Genomic DNA, 19,582 nt, shown 5'->3' on the forward strand with positions numbered 1-19,582 from the left:
GCTCAGCGGATACTCAGCGGGTATATTCCTTTTCCTCGTCGAAGGCGTCGGCGCACTCCTTGTCGCAGAAGCGGCGCACATTGTCCAACGGTTTGTCGCAGTACCAGCACGCGCCCTTGGGGGGCAGCGTCTGCCGGGTGCGGACGGGCGCCGGCGCAGCCGGGTCCGCAGGCGCGGCGCCATCACCCGGTACGCTCTCTTGTGTCGGTTCCACGATCGCCTCCTTTCCAGGCAGTGCTCAGGTCAACGTTGCAAGATTACTTCAGCGGAATATCCCATGTATGAGATTTCTCAACGAATCCATGATAGCAGGTTCGGCGTGGCGGCCACATGCGTCAAAAGCCCAAAACCACCGGCGTTCCAGCCGCAGGCGCCCGCTGCCGAATGAGGAAAAATTTTTTTATGGGAAAGTTGAAGATGATAGTGAGTCCATACGGCAACGTTCGATGATGATTTGTCGTGACTTGCCTTGCGGCCGGGGGCTATATTTCATAGCATCGCCCTCCTGCCGCTGACACGGCCCCAGCATGCCATGAACTCCCCGCCGGCCTCGACCTGGAAACACGCCCCCGGTGTGCGCGCCAGTCTTGCGCTCCTGGTCGTCGCTTGCATCCTGCCAGTGGCGGCCGTGGCCAGCTTCCTGATCGTCAATTTCTACAACAAGGAGCGGGCCCAGCTGATCGAGCACACCGTCAGCCGCGCCCGCGCCGTGATCGCCGCCACCGACCACGACATCGAAAGCACCCAGCTGGCGCTGCAGGCGCTGTCCTCGTCCGGCATGCTGCTGAACGGCGACCTGGCCGGCTTCCACCAGCGCGCCAGCGGCCTGGTCGGCAAGCTGCGCGCCGACAGCATCGTCCTGCTCGATACCGACGGCACGCTGCTGCTGTCGACCCGCCGCCCCTACGGCGCGCCGCTGGCCAAGCTGGGACGGGCGCCGCTGCTGCAACGCATCCTGGCCAGCGGCCAGCCCGGCGTGTCCGACATGTTCATCGGGCCGGTGGTCGGCAAGCCCATCTGCACGGTCGGCGTGCCGGTGGTGCGCGACGGCGCCATCGTCATGACGCTCAACGCCATCCTCACGCCGGACCGCCTGCTGCATGTGCTGACCGAACAGAAGCTGCCGCCCAACTGGCGCGCCAGCGTGCTCGACACCCAGGGCCGGGTGGTCACGCGCTCGCACGACATGGCCAAGTACGCGGGCCAGCAAGTGGGCGCCACGCTGCGCCAGCACCTGGCCGGCGCCAGCGAATCGGGACTGTCGACGCGCACGCTGGACGGCCAGGATGTCTACGTGGTCTACAGCCGCTCGCCCCGCACCGGCTGGTCCGCCGTGCTCGGCATACCGCGCGCCGAGCTGACGGCGGGGCTGTACGACACGCTGACGTGGCTGGTGTCGGTGACGATCGCCGCGCTGGCCGCCGGCATGGCGCTGGCGTGGCTGCTGGGCGGACGCATCGCCCGCTCGGTGCAGGCGCAGCCATAGAATCGCCGGCAGCGGCGCGGCTGCGCTTATAATCGTGGCACGAGACATGGTCACGCCAGGAAAACATCGCATGCAAGAAAACACGATCGCCACCCCGCCTGCCGCCGGCAGCCACGCCCATCTGTCCGGGCGCGTGCTCGGGCTGGCCAACCTGGGCCTGATGGTGCTCGACGCCAACGGCCGCGTCGTCATGTGGAACCAGTGGCTGGCCAGCCATTCCGGCCTGTCCGCGCACCGCGTGCAGGGCTGCGAACTGTTCGAGCTGTTCCCCGAGCTGCGCGGCCAGCGCCTGGAGCAGGCGGTGCAGAGCGCCATGCAGAGCAAGCTGCCGCAGCAATTGTCGCCGGCGCTGAACCGCTCGCCCTTCCCGCTGTACCCGACCGGCACCTGGGGCGGCGAACGCGTCGAACAGGCGGTGTCGGTGACGCCTTTCACCGAAGGCAAGGAGAGGTTCTGTCTGATCGAGGTGAGCGACATCAGCACCACCGTCGGCCGCGAGCGCCAGTTGCGCGGCCAGGCCGAGGCGCTGCGCGCGCAATCGTATGTGGACGGCCTGACCGGCATCGCCAACCGCCGCCACTTCGACGTCGCGCTCGACCGCGAACTGCGCCGCGCCCAGCGCAACAACGGCCAGCTGTCGCTGCTGTTGATGGATATCGATTCCTTCAAGGCCTACAACGACCACTTCGGCCACCAGCAGGGCGACGCCTGCCTGACGCTGGTGGCGGAAGCCTTCGCCGCCATGCTGCAGCGCCCGGCCGACCTGGCGGCCCGCTACGGCGGCGAGGAATTCGCCGCCGTGCTGCCGGACACCGGCCCGGAACAGGCGGCCCTGCACGCAGAAGCGATCCGCGCCCGCATCGCCGCGCTGGCGATCACGCACGCGCCGGCCGTCGCCCGCCCGCACGTGACGATGAGCATAGGCGTGGCCACTTACGACAAGAACAGCCTGAACGACGCCGCCACCATGCTGGCCGCCGCCGACAGCTGCCTGTACGCCGCCAAGCACGCCGGCCGCGACTGCGTCATCATCCACCGCCCGGCCGAGAATGCGGCCTGAGCGGTCCTGATGCAGCTTACTTCGCCAGCAGGTGCTGGTTCAGGAAGTTGATGGTGGAGTAGAACTGGTAATCGGCGTTGGCCTTCTTGTTGAAGCCGTGGCCTTCGTCGTTGGCCATCATGTACCAGACCGGCGTACCGTTCTGCTTGACGGTGGCGACGATCTGGTCGGCTTCCTGGTAAGGCACGCGCGGATCGTTCTTGCCCTGCACCACAAACAGCGGCTGCTTGATCTTGGCCGCGTTGTTCAGCGGCGCGATCTTCTCCATGAACTTGCGCATTTCCGGATCGCGCTCGTCGCCGTATTCCACGCGGCGCAGGTCGCGGCGGTAGGACTCGGTTTTCTCCAGGAAGGTGACGAAGTTGGAAATGCCGACCACGTCGACCGACGCCTTGATGCGGTCGGCATAGTTGGTCGACACCGCCAGCGTCATGTAACCGCCGTAGCTGCCGCCCATCACCGCCACGCGCGACGCATCCAGGTCCGGCTGCGTGGCGATCCAGTCCAGCAGCGCGCCGATGTCCTTGACCGAATCCTCGCGCAGCATGCCGTTGTCCAGCTTGAGGAAAGTCTTGCCGTAACCGCTGGAGCCGCGCACGTTGGGGTAGATGACGGTCAGGCCCATCTCGTCGGTCATGTAATTACCGCGTCCCATGAAGCCGGGCTGGAACTGGCCCTCCGGTCCGCCATGGATGTTGATGACCACCGGCCGCTTGCCAGGGAATTTGGCCGCCGGCGCGCGGTAGACGAAGCCGGAGATCGACTTGCCGTCGAACGAATTCCAGCGGGCGATGCTCGGCTCGGCAAACTTGCTGTTGTCGATATCGAGTTTCTCATGTTCGGTCCAGCGCGTGACGGCGTTGGTCTTGACGTCGACCGCGTACACTTCCGACGGGCTGGTGGCCGAGGTCAGCGCCACCGCCAGATTGCGGCTGTCCTTGTGCCATTGGAAGTTGGCGATGGTGCCCTTCGGCAGCTTGAACGCGGGCAGCAGCTTGTGGTCGGCGGTACGCATCACACGCAGCACGCTGGTGCCATCTTCGTTGGCGACAAACGCCAGCAGCTTGTTGTCCTCGGACAGGGCGACGCCGTCGATGTCCCATGGGATATCCGCGGTCAGCACGGTGGACTTCATGGTCTTCAGGTCGAGATACGCCAGGCGCTGGAATTCGCTGCCGGCGTCGGTGACAAGGTACAGGCCCTTGCCATCCTTGCTGAACAGCGTGGAGGAATAGGCCACCGGCTCGTCGCCGTTCTTGCCGGTGATGCGGCGCGTCTTGCCTGTGGCCAGGTCCATCAGCCACAGATAGCTTTCGTTGGCCGACACAAATTCGCTGTAGACCAGTTGCTTGTCGTCCGGCGAGAACTTGAAGCCGCCCCAACCGCCGCCCGGCAGCTCGGTTAGCGTGCGCGCGCCGTCCGGCTTCAGCGGATCGACGATGGCGATGGTGGAATTGATCTTGTCGGCCGATCCGGTGCGGCCGACCGGCACCGTGGTGTAGAGCACCTGCTTGCCGCTGCTGCTCCAGGCCAAGTCCTGCACGCGCTGGCCGTCCGGAGTGAACGGCACGGCATCGCCGCCGGCCACGTCGCGGCGGTAGGCGCGGAATACTTCATTGCCGCCGCTATCCTTGATGAACACGAAGAACTTGCCATGCTTGGGCTGGAAGCTGGCGCCGCGCACCGGTTCCGGATAGTCGGTCAGCAGTTCCAACGGCGCGCCGGGCTTGGCCACGCGGTAGATCTGCGGCGTGTTCTTGTAGCGACGCACCACCAGCATTTCCTGCTTGGTCGGATGCCAGTCGGTGAAGCTGGTCGGCTTGAACTCGGTGTACTTGGTCAGCTGGCTGGCCAGCGTGGCAGGCACCGGCGGCACGTTCTCCATCACCAGCGCGGCAGGCGGCGCCAGCACGGCATCGTCGGCCATGGCGGCGGCGCCGTAGGCAGTCAGAATGGACAGCAACAACAAACGCATGACAGGCAGTGTTTTTGACATAGGGTCTCCTTTAAGAGTAAGAATCAAAGACAGCGGAAAGAGTATCCTTCAAAGAAATATTTATCACAAGAACAATATTTCCGATGTCGTTATCCATCAACTCCATGCATGGCTGACCTCCGGCGCGGCGCTGCGCGACCCATTACTTAATTTTATGCATGCCATGCAGAGTATTCATTTGTCAACGCGGACAAAATGAGGGCAACATAGCGCATAACCCATAAAAATGGAGACAGCACATGCATCAGCAAGGCGAACTGGCAGGCAAGGTGGCGTTGATTACGGGAGGCGCATCCGGCATCGGCCGCGCCACGGCGGAATTGTTTGCGCGCGAAGGCGCCACGGTGCTGATCGCCGACCGCGACGGCGCGGCCGGCGAGCTGGCCGTGGCGGCCATCGTCGCCACCGGCGCGCGCGCCTCCTTCATCCGCACCGACGTCGCCGTGGCCGCCGATTGCGCGGCGACGGTGGCGGCGGTCGTGTCGCGCTACGGCCGGCTCGACGTTTTGTTCAACAACGCCGGCATCACCCGCCGCGCCAACGTGATCGACACCACCGAGCAGGAATGGGATCAGGTCATGGCGGTCAACGTCAAATCGATTTTCCTGATGTGCAAATACGCGGTGCCGGTCATGCAGCAGCAGGGCGGCGGCAGCATCATCAACACCGCCTCGGGCTGGGGCCTGGTGGGCGGCAAGGACGCCGTGTCCTACTGCGCCTCCAAAGGCGCGGTGGTGATCCTGACCAAGGCCATGGCGGTGGACCACGGCCCGCAGAACATCCGCGTCAACTGCGTCTGCCCCGGCGACACCGACACGCCCATGCTGCGCAACGAAGCGCAGCAGCTGGGGCTTGAAGAAACCGCGCTGGTGGCGGCAGGCGCAGGCCGTCCGCTGATGCGCGTGGGCCAGCCGCGCGAGATCGCGCAGGCGGTGCTGTTCCTCGCATCGGATCGTGCCTCCTTCGTCACCGGCGATGCGCTGGTGGTGGATGGCGGCGGCCTGGCCGGATCGGCATAAACCGTGAACAAGTGGGAGAACCCCCAGCTGCTGGCGGAGCACCGGCTGCCTCCGCACGCCTACTTCTTCGCCTACGACGACGCCGACACCGCGCGCAGCTTCGAGCGTGAACGCAGCCGCCGCTTCCAGTCCCTGAGCGGTTCGTGGCGCTTCGCGTACTTCAGCCATCCGCTGGAAGTGCCGCCGCAGTTCTACAGCGAATACATGGCGCACTGGGGTCGGATCGAAGTGCCCGGCATGTGGCAGATGCAGGGCCACGGCCACTTGCAGTACACCGACGACGGCATGCCCTTCCCGGTCGACCCGCCCTATGTGCCGTCGTCCAATCCGACCGGCGCCTACCAGTGCCGCTGGACGCTGGGACCGGAGTGGCGCGGCCAGCGCGTGATCCTGCGCTTCGACGGCGTCGAGACCTACTTCGAAATCTACGTCAACGGCAGCTACGCCGGCATGAGCAAGGGCAGCCGGCTGGCGGCGGAATTCGACATCACAGCGCTGCTGGCCGACGGCGAGAACCTGCTCAGCGTGCGCGTGCTGCAATGGGCCGACTCCAGCTACCTCGAAGACCAGGACATGTGGTGGACCGCCGGCATATTTCGCGATGTCTACCTGATCGGCAAGGGAGCCATACACGTGCAGGACGTCTGCGTGCAGACCCGCTTCGACGATGCCTGCCGCGATGCTCGCCTGTCCTGCGCGCTCAGCGTGTCGGGCGGCGCCGGCTGGCGCGTGGACTGGGCCTTGTACGACGGCGCGCGCCTGCTGCTGCAAGGCGGCGGCCATGCACCGTCCTGGGAAGTGGACGTGCCGGCCCCGCGCCAGTGGAACGCCGAAGACCCCTATCTGTACCGCCTGGAGATCAGCCTGTCCGACGATGCGGGCACGCTGCTGGAAGTGGTGCCGCTGCGCGTAGGCTTCCGCGAGGTGAGCGTGCAGGATGGCCTGATGTACGTGAACGGCCGCTATCTGAAACTGCACGGCGTGAACCGTCACGACAACGACCACCTGCGTGGCCGCGCCGTGACGATGGCGCGCGTGGAGCAGGACATCGTGCTGATGAAGCAGCACAACATCAACTCGGTGCGTACCGCGCACTATCCCAACGATCCGCGCTTCTACGAACTGTGCGACCAGTACGGCCTGTTCGTGATGGCCGAGACGGACGTGGAGACGCACGGCTTCGTCAACGTCGGCAACCTCAGTCAGATCACCGACGATCCGGCGTGGGAAGCGGCCTTCGTCGACCGCATCGAGCGCCATGTGCACGCGCAGAAGAATCATCCGTCCATCATCATCTGGTCGCTGGGGAACGAGTCCGGCTACGGCTGCAATATCCGCGCGATGGCCGCGCGCTGCCGCCAGATCGACCCCACGCGCCTGATCCACTACGAGGAAGACCGCGACGCCGAAGTCTGCGACGTGGTCAGCACCATGTACTCCCGCGTGCAGATGATGAACGCTTTCGGCGAGTACCCGATGGACAAGCCGCGCATCCTGTGCGAATACGCGCACGCGATGGGCAACGGGCCGGGAGGCCTGAGCGAATATCAGGCCGTGATGGACCGCCATCCGCACATCCAGGGACACTATCTGTGGGAGTGGTGCGACCACGCCATCCTGCAACCGGACGTGCCGGGACGGCCGTTCTACGCCTTCGGCGGCGACTACGGCGACTATCCGAACAGCGGCAATTTCTGCTGCGATGGCCTGATCTACCCCGACCAGCGCCCTGGCCCCGGCCTGCGCGAATACAAGCAGGTGATCGCGCCGGTGAAGGTGCGCGCCATCGACGCTGCGGCAGGCAGGCTGGAAGTGGAGAACCGCTACTGGTTCAGCAGCCTCGATTGCCTCACGCTGCTGGTCGAGACCAAGGCGGATGGCGAGACGCTGCGCTTGCAGCGCGTGCCGCTGTCGCCGCTGCCGCCCGGCCAGCGGCAGGAAATCCGCATCGCCGAGCCGCCGGCAGGCAGCGGCCCGCGCCACCTGAACGTGCGCGTGATCCGCGACCATGCCACCGCCTACAGCGCGGCGCAGCAGGAGCTGGCGGTGTACCAGTTCGCGCTGCCGTCCACGCCCGCGCTGCCGCCGGTCGCCGCAGCGCCACCGCCGCCTCCAGAGCTGACCGAACATCGCCTCGACTACCGCATCGAAGGCCATGACTTCCACATGGTGTTCTGCAAGCTCACCGGAAAACTCAAGGAATGGACTGCACAAGGCTTGCCGCTGCTGGCGCGCCCGCCACAGCTGACGTTCTACAAACCCTGCATCGACAACCACAAGCAGGAGAACGAGGCCCTGTGGCTGTCGCAGCACCTGGACATCATGCAGGAGCACCTGCGCGGCATGGAGGTGCGACGCGATGGCGCGGCGGTGGAAATCATCGTCGACTGCCAGATCGCGCCACCGATACTGGGCTACGGCATGCGCTGCCGCTACCACTACCGCATCGACGGCGCCGGCCGGCTGCAACTCACCCTGTCCGGCACACCGTACGGTGGCTTCCGCGACATGATCCCCAAGATCGGCATGACACTCGGCCTGCACCACCGGCTGGACCAGGTCGAATACTTCGGCCGCGGCCCCGGCGAGAACTACCCGGACAGCCAGGCATGCAGCATCATCGACCGCTATCGCAGCAGCGCGGCCGCCATGTTCGAGCACTACCCCAAGCCGCAGGACAACGGCAACCGCCAGGACGTGACCCGCGCATCGCTGCGGGACAGTGGCGGCAAAGGCTTGCGCATCGAAGCGCCGCAAGGCATTCACTTCAGCGTGTGGCCGTACAGCGCCGCGCAGATCGCAGCCGCGCGGCATGACAACGAGCTGCAAGAGGACGACTACTGGACCGTCAACCTCGATCACAAGATGAGCGGACTCGGTTCCAACTCCTGGGGCTCCGAAGTGCTCGACTCCTACCGCGTCTACCTGGAAGCCTTCAGCTACTGCGTAGAGCTATCGCCGATGAAGAAGGAGGACCGTCTGTGATAATCCTGAACAGCGTGGACGAATTCCGCCAGCGCTACCACACGGCGAAAAAATGGCGGCGCTGCGCGGAAGCCATCGCCAACCTGCCCTTGCTGAAACCGGGTGTATGCCATTCCATCGGCGACTCGCTGGTCTACCGGCTGGTGGATGGCAATGTCGCCGCCGCGCCCTGCTTCACCGGCAACCGGCGCTACGTCGAGATCCACTACTACCTGTCCGGCAGCGAGAGCATCGCGTATGCCGCCAAGCCAGCGCTGGCCCGCCTCTCGCCCTACAGCGACGAGACCGACCGCGAAACCTTCAGCGGCGAAGCCACCACCCGGCATACCGCCGGCGCCGGCCAGCTGCTGGTGTTCGATAACGACTACGCCTACCAGCCGCAGGGCTCGGACCATCTGCGCAAGATGGTGCTGATGGTGACGATAGAAGGCGCGACTTTCCACAATAAGTGAGCTGTCCATGGCTAACCCCAGCAACACGCAAATCGGCCGCTTCATGCTGTTATCGATGGCAGTGGCAGCGATCTTCAACATCCGCAATGTCGTCAACAGCAATATCGCCATCGGCATGGTGGCGGTGCCGTCCTTCCTGTTCGCCACGGCCACCTTCTTCATTCCCTATGTGCTGATCATCGCGGAATTCGTCAGCTTGAACAAGGACGCCAAGTCCGGCATCTACCAGTGGATACGCTCGTCGATGGGCGACAAGTGGGCCTTCGTCGGCGCCTACTGCTACTGGTTCGTCAACCTGTTCTACTTCACGTCGGTGCTGCCCAACATCCTGGTATATTCGTCCTATGCGTGGCTGGGCTACGAATACCAGTTCTCGTCGCTGACAACGGTGGTGCTGTCGATACTGCTGTTCGCCTTCGCCACCTGGGTATCGACCAAGGGCGCTGCGTGGGTGGGGCGCGTGACCTCCATCGGCAGCTCGCTGGTGCTGGTGATGGCCTTCGGCTTCGTGGGCTTGAGCCTGGCCGACTGGATAGGCGGCGTGGCGCCCGCAATGCCCGTCACGGCAGCGGCGATGACGCCGGTGTTCAGCTGGTCCTTCATGGGCGCGATGGCGTGGATACTGTTCGCTGCCGGCGGCGCCGAATCGGTGGGCGTATTCCTCAACGATGTGCGCGGCGGCGCCAGGACGTTTGTGCGTACCATCGTCTTCGCTGGTCTGCTGATCGGGGCGCTGTATTCGGTGTCGGCGCTGGTGCTTAACCTGTATGTGCCGGCGTCCAAATTGAGCTATACGTCGGGCGTGTTCCAGGTGTTCGGCGCGCTCGGCGCGCATCATGCAGTATCGCCCCTGCTGCTGAACCGCCTGGTGGGCGCGGTGATGCTGCTCGGTTCCTTCGGCACGCTGATGGTGTGGACGGCGGCACCGGTCAAGGCGCTGTTCTCCGAGATCCCGAAAGGCATCTTCGGCGAACGCGCCATCGCACTGAACCGCCACGACATGCCGGAGCGCGCCGCGTGGATACAATTCTGCGTAGTGGTGCCGCTGGTGGTGATACCGGCGCTGGGATCGTCCAACGTGAACCAGCTGCTCAATGTGGTCATCAACATGACAGCGGCCACCGCATTGCTGCCGCCGCTAATCATCATGGCCGCCTACTTCCATCTGCGGCTGCGGCTGGACCATCTGCCGCGTGACTTCCGCATGGGATCGCGCCGTGTGGGGCTGGCGGTTACCAGCGTGTTGTTGGCCTTCTTCGGCGTCGCCTTCATCGCCGCGATTTTCCCGGCGGGCCAGAACCTGCTACTCACGCTGGGCTATAACGTGGGCGGCGTGGTTCTGTTCCTGGGATGGGCTATGTGGAAGTACCGCCAATACGAGTGCGGTTTGGTTACTTCCGAGGCGGCTTTGCTTCAGCCTCGCGCTCCAGCATCAGCAGGTGTGCGGCGCTCCAGCTGAAGTTGGTGGCGCCTTGCATGCGGCCGGTGATGGGGTTGTAGTTTTCCCGGATCGGCGCATCGCCTCGCAGGCCTTGCGCGCCGGCCGCGAAGCGCTCCGCCATGGCGTTGGCTTCGGCGGTGCGGCCGTAATTGCGCAGGCCGGCCGCGCCGAAGTAGACCTGATCCAGCCACACCCTGCCGCGCCAGTAGATCTCCGGATCGTAGGATGGATTGGAGACGGCGGCCGTCGGCATCGGGACGGGCGTGCCGAATTCGGCGGGGTCCAGCATTTTGGCGATCACTGCGTCGGCCTGACGCTGCTCGGCGGCGCCGGCCCATAACGCGGTCCAGCCTTCAGGACCGCGTCCGCGCATGGTCAGCAGTTTGCCGCCCAGTTGGCGGTCGTAATAGAAGCCGCTGGCGGGATCGAAGAAGCTGGCGTTGATCAGCTCACGCAGCTGCGCGGCCTGCTCGCGCCAGGTGCGAGCCGCAGTTTGGTCGCCCAGCTCTTGTGCGATGTCGGCCAGGATCAGCTTTTCGCGGTAGAGGAAGGCGTTCAGGTCCACCGATTCCTGATCGATGGAGTAGCCCAGCAGCTTGCCCTGGCTGTCGCGGTTTTCCACTACGCGCACTTGCCAGTCGCGGCGAGCGGCGGCCAGGTCGCCGCCGTGCGTTTTGTCGGCGTAGCGCTGCAAGGCGGCAGGTTCGATGAAGCCGAAGCGGGCTGCGTTGTCCATGCCGGACTCGTAGCCTGCCGCCTGCTGCACCGGCAGTTCGATCGCGGCGTACTGGCCGGTGTCGACGATGCGGCTGTACGCGGCCAGGCCCAGGCAATCGCGCATGCCGTCCTGCTCTGCGCCGCAGCCGTCGAGCGGTGCGGGTGACAGGGGCTTGACGCGGAAGCGCAGCTGGCCGGCATCGTCGTTGTGCAGCGGGTGCACGGTGGCGCCGTATTCGGCCAGGCCGTTGTGATCGTGGTCGCGGTTGCGGTACCACCAGCGATGGTAGGCCACCAGTTTGGGTTGCATCTCTTGCAGCCAGGCGCGGTCGTGGGAATGGCGGTAGATTTCCCATACGGTCCATGCGGCCAGCGGGGGCTTGGTGTCGCGTTCATTCCAGTTGTCGCCGTCGCCTCCGCGCTGGGCGTCCATGTTGTAGAAGACGTTGTCGGGCACCATGCCTTCGTCTTGTGGGCGGACGGTGTCGTTGGACTGGATCTGGTAGTCGAACAGTGAGCGTACGGTGTTGGCGGCTAGTGCGGGGTCGATGGCGGCCAGTGCGTAGGCTTGTTTCCAGGTGTCCCAGGTCCAGGCGCCGTTGAACCAGCGGGCCGTGGTGGATGGCACCATCGCGTCGTGGCGGAAAGCGCCGCGTGGCGCGCGCCAGTTGCCGATCAGGGTTTCCAGCGCCTTGGTGCCGAGCGAGGATGTGGACGTGGATGCAGAAGCGGATGCCGGCAGCTTGGCCAACCATCCGGCCCAGCGGCGTTCGTTCGCGGCGATGGCCTGCTCGATGCGCGCCGGGCTGGCCAGCAGCGAGGCCACGCGTGCGCGTGTGCCAGCATCGGTCACGGCGGCGGTGGCGGCGACGGCATCATCCAACTGGTAGCTGTAGGCGCTGTAGATCGTGTGCTGGCGGCCGGCGGCCAACGGCGGCAGATCGGCGCTGCTGTCATAGTGCTGGCCGTCCACGCTGTCCTGCGCACGCACGCTGCGTTCGATGCGGTAGCGCGAGCGGCCGCTGGTCATCACATTGCCGGCATCACGCACCTTGCCGAAAGTGACGCTGATGCCGCCATTGTCCCGCAACAGTTGCGGCCTCCATGCTGGCTGGCGTGCCGCCACTGTGCCGCCCTTGCCCCATTGCGCCATCAGGTCGCCCTGCCAATGCGCGCGCAACCACAGCGGTTTGCCAGACGTATTGCGCAAACGGTAGCGCACCAGCGCGCTGATGGAGCTGACGAAATGCAGGTCCACATCCAGCTGCAGTCCAGGCCATACCAGCCGCTGGCTCAATACGCCCGGCCGCGCCGCGCTGCTCCAGCGGGCCTGCTCCGGTTTGAAACTGCGGCCCGTACGGCGGTCGGTCAGATCCAGCTGCTCCAGCGCGGAGGCGATGTAGAGGCTGTACTCCTCAGCCACCACCATCGGGCCGCTGAAGGCGCCGGCCAACGCCGGCGTATCGGGCAGCAGATAACCATGCCAACTGCCAGCATCGAACATCGGATTGAAGCGCTGGTTTTGCTCGGCGTCGAAATCGCGCACGGCGGTCGGCGTGCCGTGGCGATTGATGGAAGGGGACTGCGCTTGCGCGGCCCAGGCAGCGGTACATGCCGCAATCAGCAGCAGGTTGCGAACAGATGAGGACATAGGCGGGAATGAAAAGGAGTTGTCAGGGAGGGTAACACGATGGGGCCGAACGCTGAACGCGCACGGCCCCGGATGCATCAGAAGCGGTAGGACAGCGCGACCGTGGCATTGCGCCCCAGGATAGGCCGCGCGTAGAACAGACTGCCGTTCGAGCTTTGATTGAAGCCACTGCGTGGATTACCCTCGGTCAGGCCGATCGAGTTGGTCACGTTGTTCACCTTCACGTTCAGCTTCCACTTCTTGTCGATCTTGATCTCCGCGCCCATGTCGATCACATGATAGGCAGGCAGCGCCAGCGCGTTTTCAAAGTCTGCGAAGCGCTTGCCGATATGGCTGTACACCAGGAACACATCGCCGAAGTCGAAATGCACCGTCGGGATCAGGCGCACCTGGGTGTTCGGCGTACGCATCACCTGATTGCCGTTTTGCTTGGCTTCCTCCGCGTTCGGGTCTATGCCGTTAATGGTGGCCTTCTGCAGCGTGGCCACGTACTCCAGCGAGAACTGCTTCCACGGATTGATGATGCCCTCCAGCTCAACGCCGGTCGACAGCGTCTTCACGAACACCTGGCGGAAGTCGCCAGTGGCCTGGTTGGTTTCGCCGAAGGACAGGTTGGCGAACTTGGTGTGGAACAGCGTAGCCGACGTAGTCCAGAACGGCGAGATATAGCGTACGCCCGCCTCCGTGAAACTGAGCCGGCTGGCGCCATCGACGAAGCTGTCGGTGCTGTACAGCGTCGGCATGTTGGTGCCGCTGGCATAGCGCCCGTATGTAGCCACGTGGTCGTTGAAGGCATAGTTGAAGCCCGCCGTGTACGACGCTTCCTTGATGGTCTTCTGCTTGCGCGTCCACACACCGGTGCCTGCGCGGCGCATGTAGTTGTTGGCGATGACGTTGTCCTTGTCGCTGCCGTCCGGATTGAGCGAGCCGGGTATCACCGCGCCGCCGGTCAGGCTGTTGCCCGGCAGGTCGTCGCCTGCGGCCAGCACGCCCTCGTCCTGCACGTCGTAACGGGCGATCTCGTAACGCACGCCGGCGTCGAGGCGCAGCTTGCTGCTGACCTTCCATTCATCGTTGACGAAGTAGGACAACGACTTCATATCGCCTTTGTGGCGTTCATAGAAGTAGCCGTTGCGCAGCACGCCCTTGTCCGACAGGTAGCCGAGGATCTTGTTGTTGGCATCGACGGCGACGATATCCAGACGGCTGGGCTGATCGCGCACGTCGGTGATGATGCGGGCGCCGTAGTCGGAATCGTCATACAGCTTCTGCGACGCGAACAGGATGCCGGCGGTGAAGCTGTTCTTGTCATTCTCCTTCGTCACCGACAGCTTGTCGACGAAGTGGCCCAGCGAACGGAAACGCGTTTCGGCCACGGCGTCGGTGGTGAAGCCGTTGCCGTTCAGCGTGGACGGATCGTTGATGAGTTGCCCGGTACCGGCATACGCCAGCTTGGCGGTGCCGCCGAAGCGCTTCAGCAGCTCGGCGACATCGCTGGACTGCGCGGGATCGAGCCGGTTGCTGGCGCGGACCAGATAGCTGTTCGGTCCATTGAACACCGAGTGCGGCGCGACATCGTAGCGGGTGTAGCGCGCATTGTTACGGAACGACCAGTCGCCGCCCAGCTCATGCTGCAGGTCCGCGCCGAAGACCTTGGCCAGCACATGGAAGCCGGTATTGAGGTCGGTGGTCACGGCGCCGTTGGTGGTCTGGTTGGTGATGTGCGCGACATCCGGACCGTCCAGCGAACCGTAATGCGGATTCACGCCAGGCACGCCGGTGGGGTTGCCCGGATTGGTCAGCGGGATAGGCAGGTAGAAGGTGTTGTGGTCGTTGACGTACTTGGCCGACAGGTTCAACTCCCCGTGTTCAAGCTTGCGCGTCACGTTCAGGCGCAGCTGGCCGCCATGATCCGCAGTGATACCGATCGGGCGCACGCCCTTGCCTTCGCGGTAGTAGCCACCGACCGCGTAGGTCCAGTCGTCGTTGATCGGTCCCGAATAAACGCCTTCCGTGCGCACCATGCCGTAGTCGCCGATGGTGACTTTGGCCTCGCCCTGCGGTTTCTGCGTGCCCTTCTGGCTGATGAAGTTGACGATGGCCGCCGGGCCATTGGTGGACAAGATGGCCGAGGTGCCGCCACGGATCGCCTCGAAGCGCTTGATGGTGACGTCCTCGCGCATCAACACGTCCACCAGTTCGCCGTCGTAGATCACCGGCAGGCCGTCTTCCTGGAGGCTGATGAACTGGAAGGCCGCGCCGCCGCTCAAGCCCCGCGGCGAGACGTTGTTCGACACTTCGCCGCCGGACGCCTCGACCCACAGGCCTGGCACCTGCTGCAGAGAATCGGCGAGGCTGTGCGGCGCCAGCTTCTCCAGCTTGGCCAGGTCCACCGTCGTAATGGCGACCGAGGATTCAAGCTTGGTGCGGTTCCTGGCGGTGGTGCCGGTGACGACCACCTCCGGTATGGGCGCCCCCTTGTCCGTGAGGCCCGCCGCTTCGGGCGCCGTCTGCGCCTGCGCGCCGTGCATGGCCGCCAGCTGGGCCAGTGTGGCGACCGAAAGGGTCAGCCCGGTTTTTTGTCTCATTTGGAATCTCCAGATAGTTATCGTTATTTTTTATTGCCTTGTATTTGCTGCCACTACACCGAGACAGGCCACATCGTCTGTTCCCGGTAGCCTGTCGTCACCGACAAATACCCATTGAACTCAGCATCGAGTTCCGCGTCGCCGCTGTCGATGCGCAGCACGCCGCCGTGCAGCGACATCAGCTTGCCGGGCGGCGCCAGCACGTGCAGCCCTCGCGGTCCCGCTGCGCGCAACAGGCGCGGTGAAATCTGCTGGTTGCCGCGTCCCAGCACCAGCCCCTGACCGCCTATCGGCGATAGCACGAGGTGCAGAGGTTCATGCCAGCCGTCGGCCAAGTCCTCCAGCGTGCGGCGCGATGCGTCGCGCGCCAGCAGCGTGCCGTCGCCCAGCACCGCGTCCACGCCCAGCAGGGTGCCGTCCACGCCCAGCAGCGCCAGCAAGGCTTGCGTGGTGGAGCCGGGGCCGATCAGGTACAGCGAGCGCGCCTCCATCGATTCCGCGAAGCTGCGGGCGATGGCCATGCGCTGCGAACCGCTGCCGCTGACATGACGCGCCTTGCCGCCCTGCGTCAGCGTCGGCGCCAGCGGCAGTTGCAGGTAGCCGTACAGGCGCGGCACGATCTGGTTGCTGCGCAGCGCGTCCTCGTCCAGGTCCATGACCTCGGCGTCGCAGCACACGGCCAGGCCGTTCTGCACCAACTGGCGCAGCAGCTGCGCCGCCGCCAGCGGATGATTGGCGAATGCCGCCGACTGCATCTTCACGCCGGCAGGCACACCCAACACGGGCAGGCTGCCCATCGCGCCGGCATCGCGCAGGCCGTCCAGCACATCGCGCGCGGTGCCGTCGCCGCCGGCGAACAGCAGCAGGTCTATCCCCATGCCGGCCAGGATGCCGGCGGCGCGGCGGGTGTCGACCGACTGCGACGGCGAAGCCACCGGCACCACGGCGCTAGCCTGCAGGCCGGCCGCCTGCAAGGCATGCAATCCCATCGCACCGTCGGCAGTGTGCCAGCTGGCGGCTTGCGCGGCCTCGCCACAGGCATCGAACATGGCGGCCAGGCGCGCGGACACCTGCGGCAGGCTGCCAGCCGCCAGCGCGGCCTGCACGCTGGCGGCGCCGTCCGAGCCTTTTAGACCGGCCGGGCCGCCGACGCCGGCCCAGGGATTGACCACCAGTCCTATCTTCATGCCAGCCCGCGCTCCCCCAGCTTGCGTTGGTAGGCGCGCCAGGTGATGGACCAGCGTTCCGGATCGTCCAGCATCTCGCCCTGCACGCGGTGCACGGGGCAGTTGTGCGGCGCGGTCTTGACCAGATCAGGATCACTGTGCGCCTCGCCGGCGATGTGCCGCATCACGCCGATGAATTCATCGAGATCGGCGCGCGAGTAGGATTCGGTCGGTTCGATGGTGGCCGGTTCCGGCACCACGTAAGGGTGGTGGCTGGTCCAGTAGTGCACGCCGAAGTCGGCGGCGCGCAGGCCGATTTCTTCTGACGTCACACCGGTGGCCTCGGTCAAACCCTGCCAGCTGTAGCGCACCTGCTCGATGCGGCGCTTGCCCGGCGCGTAGGGCGCGGCCATGCCGTCGATCTTCAGCAGCTCGTGCATCATGTAGTTGTTGTTGAGGACTGCGATCTCGGACACGGTGCGCAAGCCGTCGGCGCCCAGGTTCATGATCCACGCGTAGGCGCGCAGCATGATGGAGGCGGTGCCGGTGAAGCTGCTGATCTTGCCGATCGATTGCGCGGCGCCGTCTACCAGGTGATAGCGGCCGTCCGTATGCCGCACCAGTGGGCCAGGCAGGAACGGCGCCAGCGCGGCTGTGCAGCACACCGCGCCCACCGCCGGGCCGCCGCAGGCGTGCGGCGTGGCGAAGGTCTTGTGCAGGTTGAAGTGGCACAGGTCGAAGCCCGCTTCGCGTGCGCGGGCGATGCCCAGCAGGCCGTTGGCGTTGGCCTGGTCGTACACGCACAGGCCACCGGCCGCATGCACCACGTCGACGAATTCCCGGATGCGGCTGTTGAAGATGCCGGTGTCTTCCGGATTGGTGATGACCAGCGCGGCGGTGCGCGGCGACACGGCCGCCTTCAGCGCCGCCAGGTCCGGGTAGCCGTTGGCGTCCGGGTAGAGCGTGATAACCTTGTAGCCGGCCAGCTTGGCGCAGGCCGCGTCCGACGGATGCGAGAAGATGGTGGTGATGACTTCATCGCGCTGCGCAGCATCGCCACGGCTCTCGTGCCAGGCGCGCACCATCGCCATGTTGGCGAAGATGGCCTGCGAGCCGCCGCGCGGCTGCAACGATACGGCATCCATGCCGGACACTTCGCACAGCACGCCTTCCAGTTTGGCGATCACTTCCAGCATGCCCTGCACGGTGCTGTCGGGCTGGCGCGGGTGCAGCTCCGACATGCCGGGCTGGCGGGCCAGCTGGTCGTTGATCTTGGGGTTGTACTTCATGGTGCACGTGCCCTGGCCGACGTCGACGTTCAGGTCCGCGCCCAGCGTTTCCTGCGACAGCCGCAGATAGTGGCGCAGCACGCGGTTCTGCGACATCTCCGGCAGCGCCGGTGGACGCTGGCGCAGCATGGCGGCGGGCAGCCCGGCCAGCGGCTGGCCGGCGGCGCGCACGATGTCCGGCTCCACTTCCGGCACCAGGATGCCGCGTTCGCCGGGCTGGCTCAATTCGAAGATCACGGGTTCGTCCCAGCGCGCCTGGTGGTAGCGGCGCATCTGCTGTTTGCGGTGGGTGGCGATGTTTTCCATGGCGGTCATTGGTTGAGGACTTTCTCTAGCGTTGCGCACAGCAGGTCGATGTCTTCCTGCGTGTGGACTTCGGAAAAGGCGTACAGGGCCGACTGGCCCAGCGCGGGGAAGGCGGCACTCAGGTCGTGGCCGCCGAATACGCCCTGCTGCAGCAAGGCGGCGTTGATGGCGGCTACCGGCAAACCAGTGCCGTCGAAGTTGACGACGAACTCGCGGAAGTGGCAGCTGCCGGCATGCGTGACGCGCACGCCGGGCACGCGCGCCATGCGCTGGCTGGCGTAGGCGGTGCGCTGGGCGATGCCGGCGGCCAGTTCGGTCATGCCCTGTGGCCCCATCAGCGCGAGATAGACGCCGGCGGTGATGCCCCACAGCGCGGCGGCGGTGCCGACGAACTCATTGCCGTTCTCGCGCTTGTCGAAGGAGGTGCGGCTGTAGGCCACGTCGCCGAAGCCGTACTCGCCCGGCACGCTGGTCGGCACGATGCCGAACAGCCGCGATGGATACTGCATGACGATGGCGGGATCGTCGTGACTGGCGATAAAGCCGCCCTGGCCGCCGCCGTAGTTCATGTGCATGCCCAGCGGCTGGATGTCGCCGCAGACGATGTCGGCGCCGTAGTTGGCCGGTGGCGCCAGCACACCCAGCGACACGGGATCGACGCCGACCACGAACAGCGCACCCACCGCATGCGCGGCGGCGGCCAGCGCGGCGCCGTCGTCGATGGTGCCGAGGAAGGATGGGATGTCCACGTACAGTGCGGCGGTGTCTTTATCGAGCAGGCGGGTCACCGTGGCCAGGTCGAGCAAGCCGGTTTTCGGATCGAAGGGCGCGGTGATGAAATCGAGATCGGCGCGGCCGTAGGTGGTCATCATCGACAGCTTGTCCGGGTTGATGTGGCCAGCCACGACGACGCGGCGGCGGCCGGTGTGGCGGCCCGCCATGCGTACGGCGGTGGCGGCGGCCTGCATGCCGTCGTACACCGGCACGTTGACCACGTCCATTTCCAGCAGCGCGCCCATCATGCTGCAGTATTCGAACAGCGCCTGGAAGCGGCCATGGTCGTCATACGGTTCGCCGGCGTAGGCGGTGGCGAACTCGCTGCGGCCGTTGATCTCGTCGCAGACGGCCGGCACGTGGTGCTGGTAGCAGCCGCCGCCCAGGAAGCTGAGCTGGCCGGCGCAGTGGCTGTTCTTGCGCAGCAGGCCGTCGACGTGGCGCTTGAGGCGTGCTTCGGACAGGTGCGGCGCGGCGATCGCCAGCGGCGCCTGCATGCGCAGGGCGGCGGGGATATCGGCAAAGAATTCTTCGACGCTGGCGGCGCCCACGGCGTGCAGCATGGCTTCGCGCACGGCGGGAACCGAGTTGGGGATGTAGGGGTGTGTGAAGGGTTTGCCTGGTTCCATGTCATTTCCTGTTATCGAGGTCG

13 protein-coding genes are annotated in these 19,582 nt (G+C 65.5%); 6 read left to right on the forward strand and 7 right to left on the reverse strand.

Features of this window, described 5'->3' with window-relative positions; all coding sequences use genetic code 11:
• Positions 1-13: 13 nt before the first annotated feature.
• Positions 14-214 carry a hypothetical protein gene (locus GEV02_RS29300; RefSeq protein ID WP_235923042.1) on the reverse strand — a complete coding sequence of 67 codons (201 nt, stop codon included), beginning with the start codon at positions 212-214 and terminating at the stop codon, positions 14-16.
• Between the two features lie 318 nt (positions 215-532).
• Between GEV02_RS29300 and GEV02_RS29305 the strand changes: the two genes are divergently transcribed.
• Both GEV02_RS29305 and GEV02_RS29310 read left to right on the forward strand, forming a co-directional pair.
• Entirely contained in the window at positions 533-1,486 is a 954-nt protein-coding gene (locus tag GEV02_RS29305) for a cache domain-containing protein (RefSeq protein ID WP_235923044.1), read from the forward strand.
• Between the two features lie 70 nt (positions 1,487-1,556).
• The gene (locus GEV02_RS29310; RefSeq protein ID WP_152841363.1) at positions 1,557-2,546 is read left to right on the forward strand and encodes a sensor domain-containing diguanylate cyclase; all 990 of its coding nucleotides are present in this window, start codon (positions 1,557-1,559) and stop codon (positions 2,544-2,546) included.
• A gap of 16 nt (positions 2,547-2,562) precedes the next feature.
• On the opposite strand, the gene GEV02_RS29315 is transcribed toward GEV02_RS29310, so the two are convergent.
• Positions 2,563-4,542 carry a S9 family peptidase gene (locus tag GEV02_RS29315; RefSeq protein ID WP_152841364.1) on the reverse strand — a complete coding sequence of 660 codons (1,980 nt, stop codon included), beginning with the start codon at positions 4,540-4,542 and terminating at the stop codon, positions 2,563-2,565.
• A 239-nt stretch (positions 4,543-4,781) separates the two neighbouring features.
• Between GEV02_RS29315 and GEV02_RS29320 the strand changes: the two genes are divergently transcribed.
• From GEV02_RS29320 to GEV02_RS29335, 4 genes are read left to right on the forward strand one after another with little or no spacing between them, the layout of a single operon-like run.
• Positions 4,782-5,561 (forward strand): SDR family NAD(P)-dependent oxidoreductase, encoded by a 780-nt coding sequence (locus GEV02_RS29320; protein WP_152841365.1) that lies wholly within the window; start codon positions 4,782-4,784, stop codon positions 5,559-5,561.
• A 3-nt stretch (positions 5,562-5,564) separates the two neighbouring features.
• Positions 5,565-8,546: a beta-galactosidase subunit alpha gene (ebgA, locus tag GEV02_RS29325; protein WP_328595947.1), complete on the forward strand. Its 2,982-nt coding sequence runs from the start codon at positions 5,565-5,567 to the stop codon at positions 8,544-8,546.
• Positions 8,543-8,998 (forward strand): beta-galactosidase subunit beta, encoded by a 456-nt coding sequence (locus tag GEV02_RS29330; RefSeq protein ID WP_328595948.1) that lies wholly within the window; start codon positions 8,543-8,545, stop codon positions 8,996-8,998. Before ebgA ends, GEV02_RS29330 begins: the two co-directional genes overlap by 4 nt.
• 7 nt (positions 8,999-9,005) lie before the next feature.
• Positions 9,006-10,457 carry an amino acid permease gene (locus GEV02_RS29335; protein ID WP_152841367.1) on the forward strand — a complete coding sequence of 484 codons (1,452 nt, stop codon included), beginning with the start codon at positions 9,006-9,008 and terminating at the stop codon, positions 10,455-10,457.
• On the opposite strand, the gene ygjK is transcribed toward GEV02_RS29335, so the two are convergent.
• The 5 genes from ygjK to gcvPA form a co-directional block, all read right to left on the reverse strand.
• On the reverse strand, positions 10,390-12,807 hold the full coding sequence (ygjK, locus tag GEV02_RS29340; RefSeq protein WP_174999400.1) for an alpha-glucosidase: 2,418 nt from the start codon (positions 12,805-12,807) through the stop codon (positions 10,390-10,392). The two genes, GEV02_RS29335 and ygjK, sit on opposite strands and share 68 nt — an antisense overlap.
• Before the next feature lie 77 nt (positions 12,808-12,884).
• Positions 12,885-15,395, reverse strand: coding sequence for a TonB-dependent receptor (locus GEV02_RS29345; RefSeq protein WP_152841369.1), 2,511 nt, complete (start codon positions 15,393-15,395; stop codon positions 12,885-12,887).
• Positions 15,396-15,448: 53 nt separating this feature from the next.
• Entirely contained in the window at positions 15,449-16,582 is a 1,134-nt protein-coding gene (locus GEV02_RS29350) for an ATP-NAD kinase family protein (RefSeq protein WP_152841370.1), read from the reverse strand.
• Positions 16,579-18,165 (reverse strand): aminomethyl-transferring glycine dehydrogenase subunit GcvPB, encoded by a 1,587-nt coding sequence (gcvPB, locus tag GEV02_RS29355; protein WP_152841371.1) that lies wholly within the window; start codon positions 18,163-18,165, stop codon positions 16,579-16,581. Before gcvPB ends, GEV02_RS29350 begins: the two co-directional genes overlap by 4 nt.
• Entirely contained in the window at positions 18,162-19,559 is a 1,398-nt protein-coding gene (gene gcvPA / locus GEV02_RS29360; protein WP_152841372.1) for an aminomethyl-transferring glycine dehydrogenase subunit GcvPA, read from the reverse strand. The genes gcvPB and gcvPA overlap by 4 nt, the downstream gene beginning before the upstream one ends.
• Between the last annotated feature and the right edge of the window lie 23 nt (positions 19,560-19,582).

The sequence above is a fragment of the Rugamonas aquatica genome, from assembly GCF_009380215.1.
GTDB lineage: Bacteria > Pseudomonadota > Gammaproteobacteria > Burkholderiales > Burkholderiaceae_D > Rugamonas > Rugamonas aquatica_B.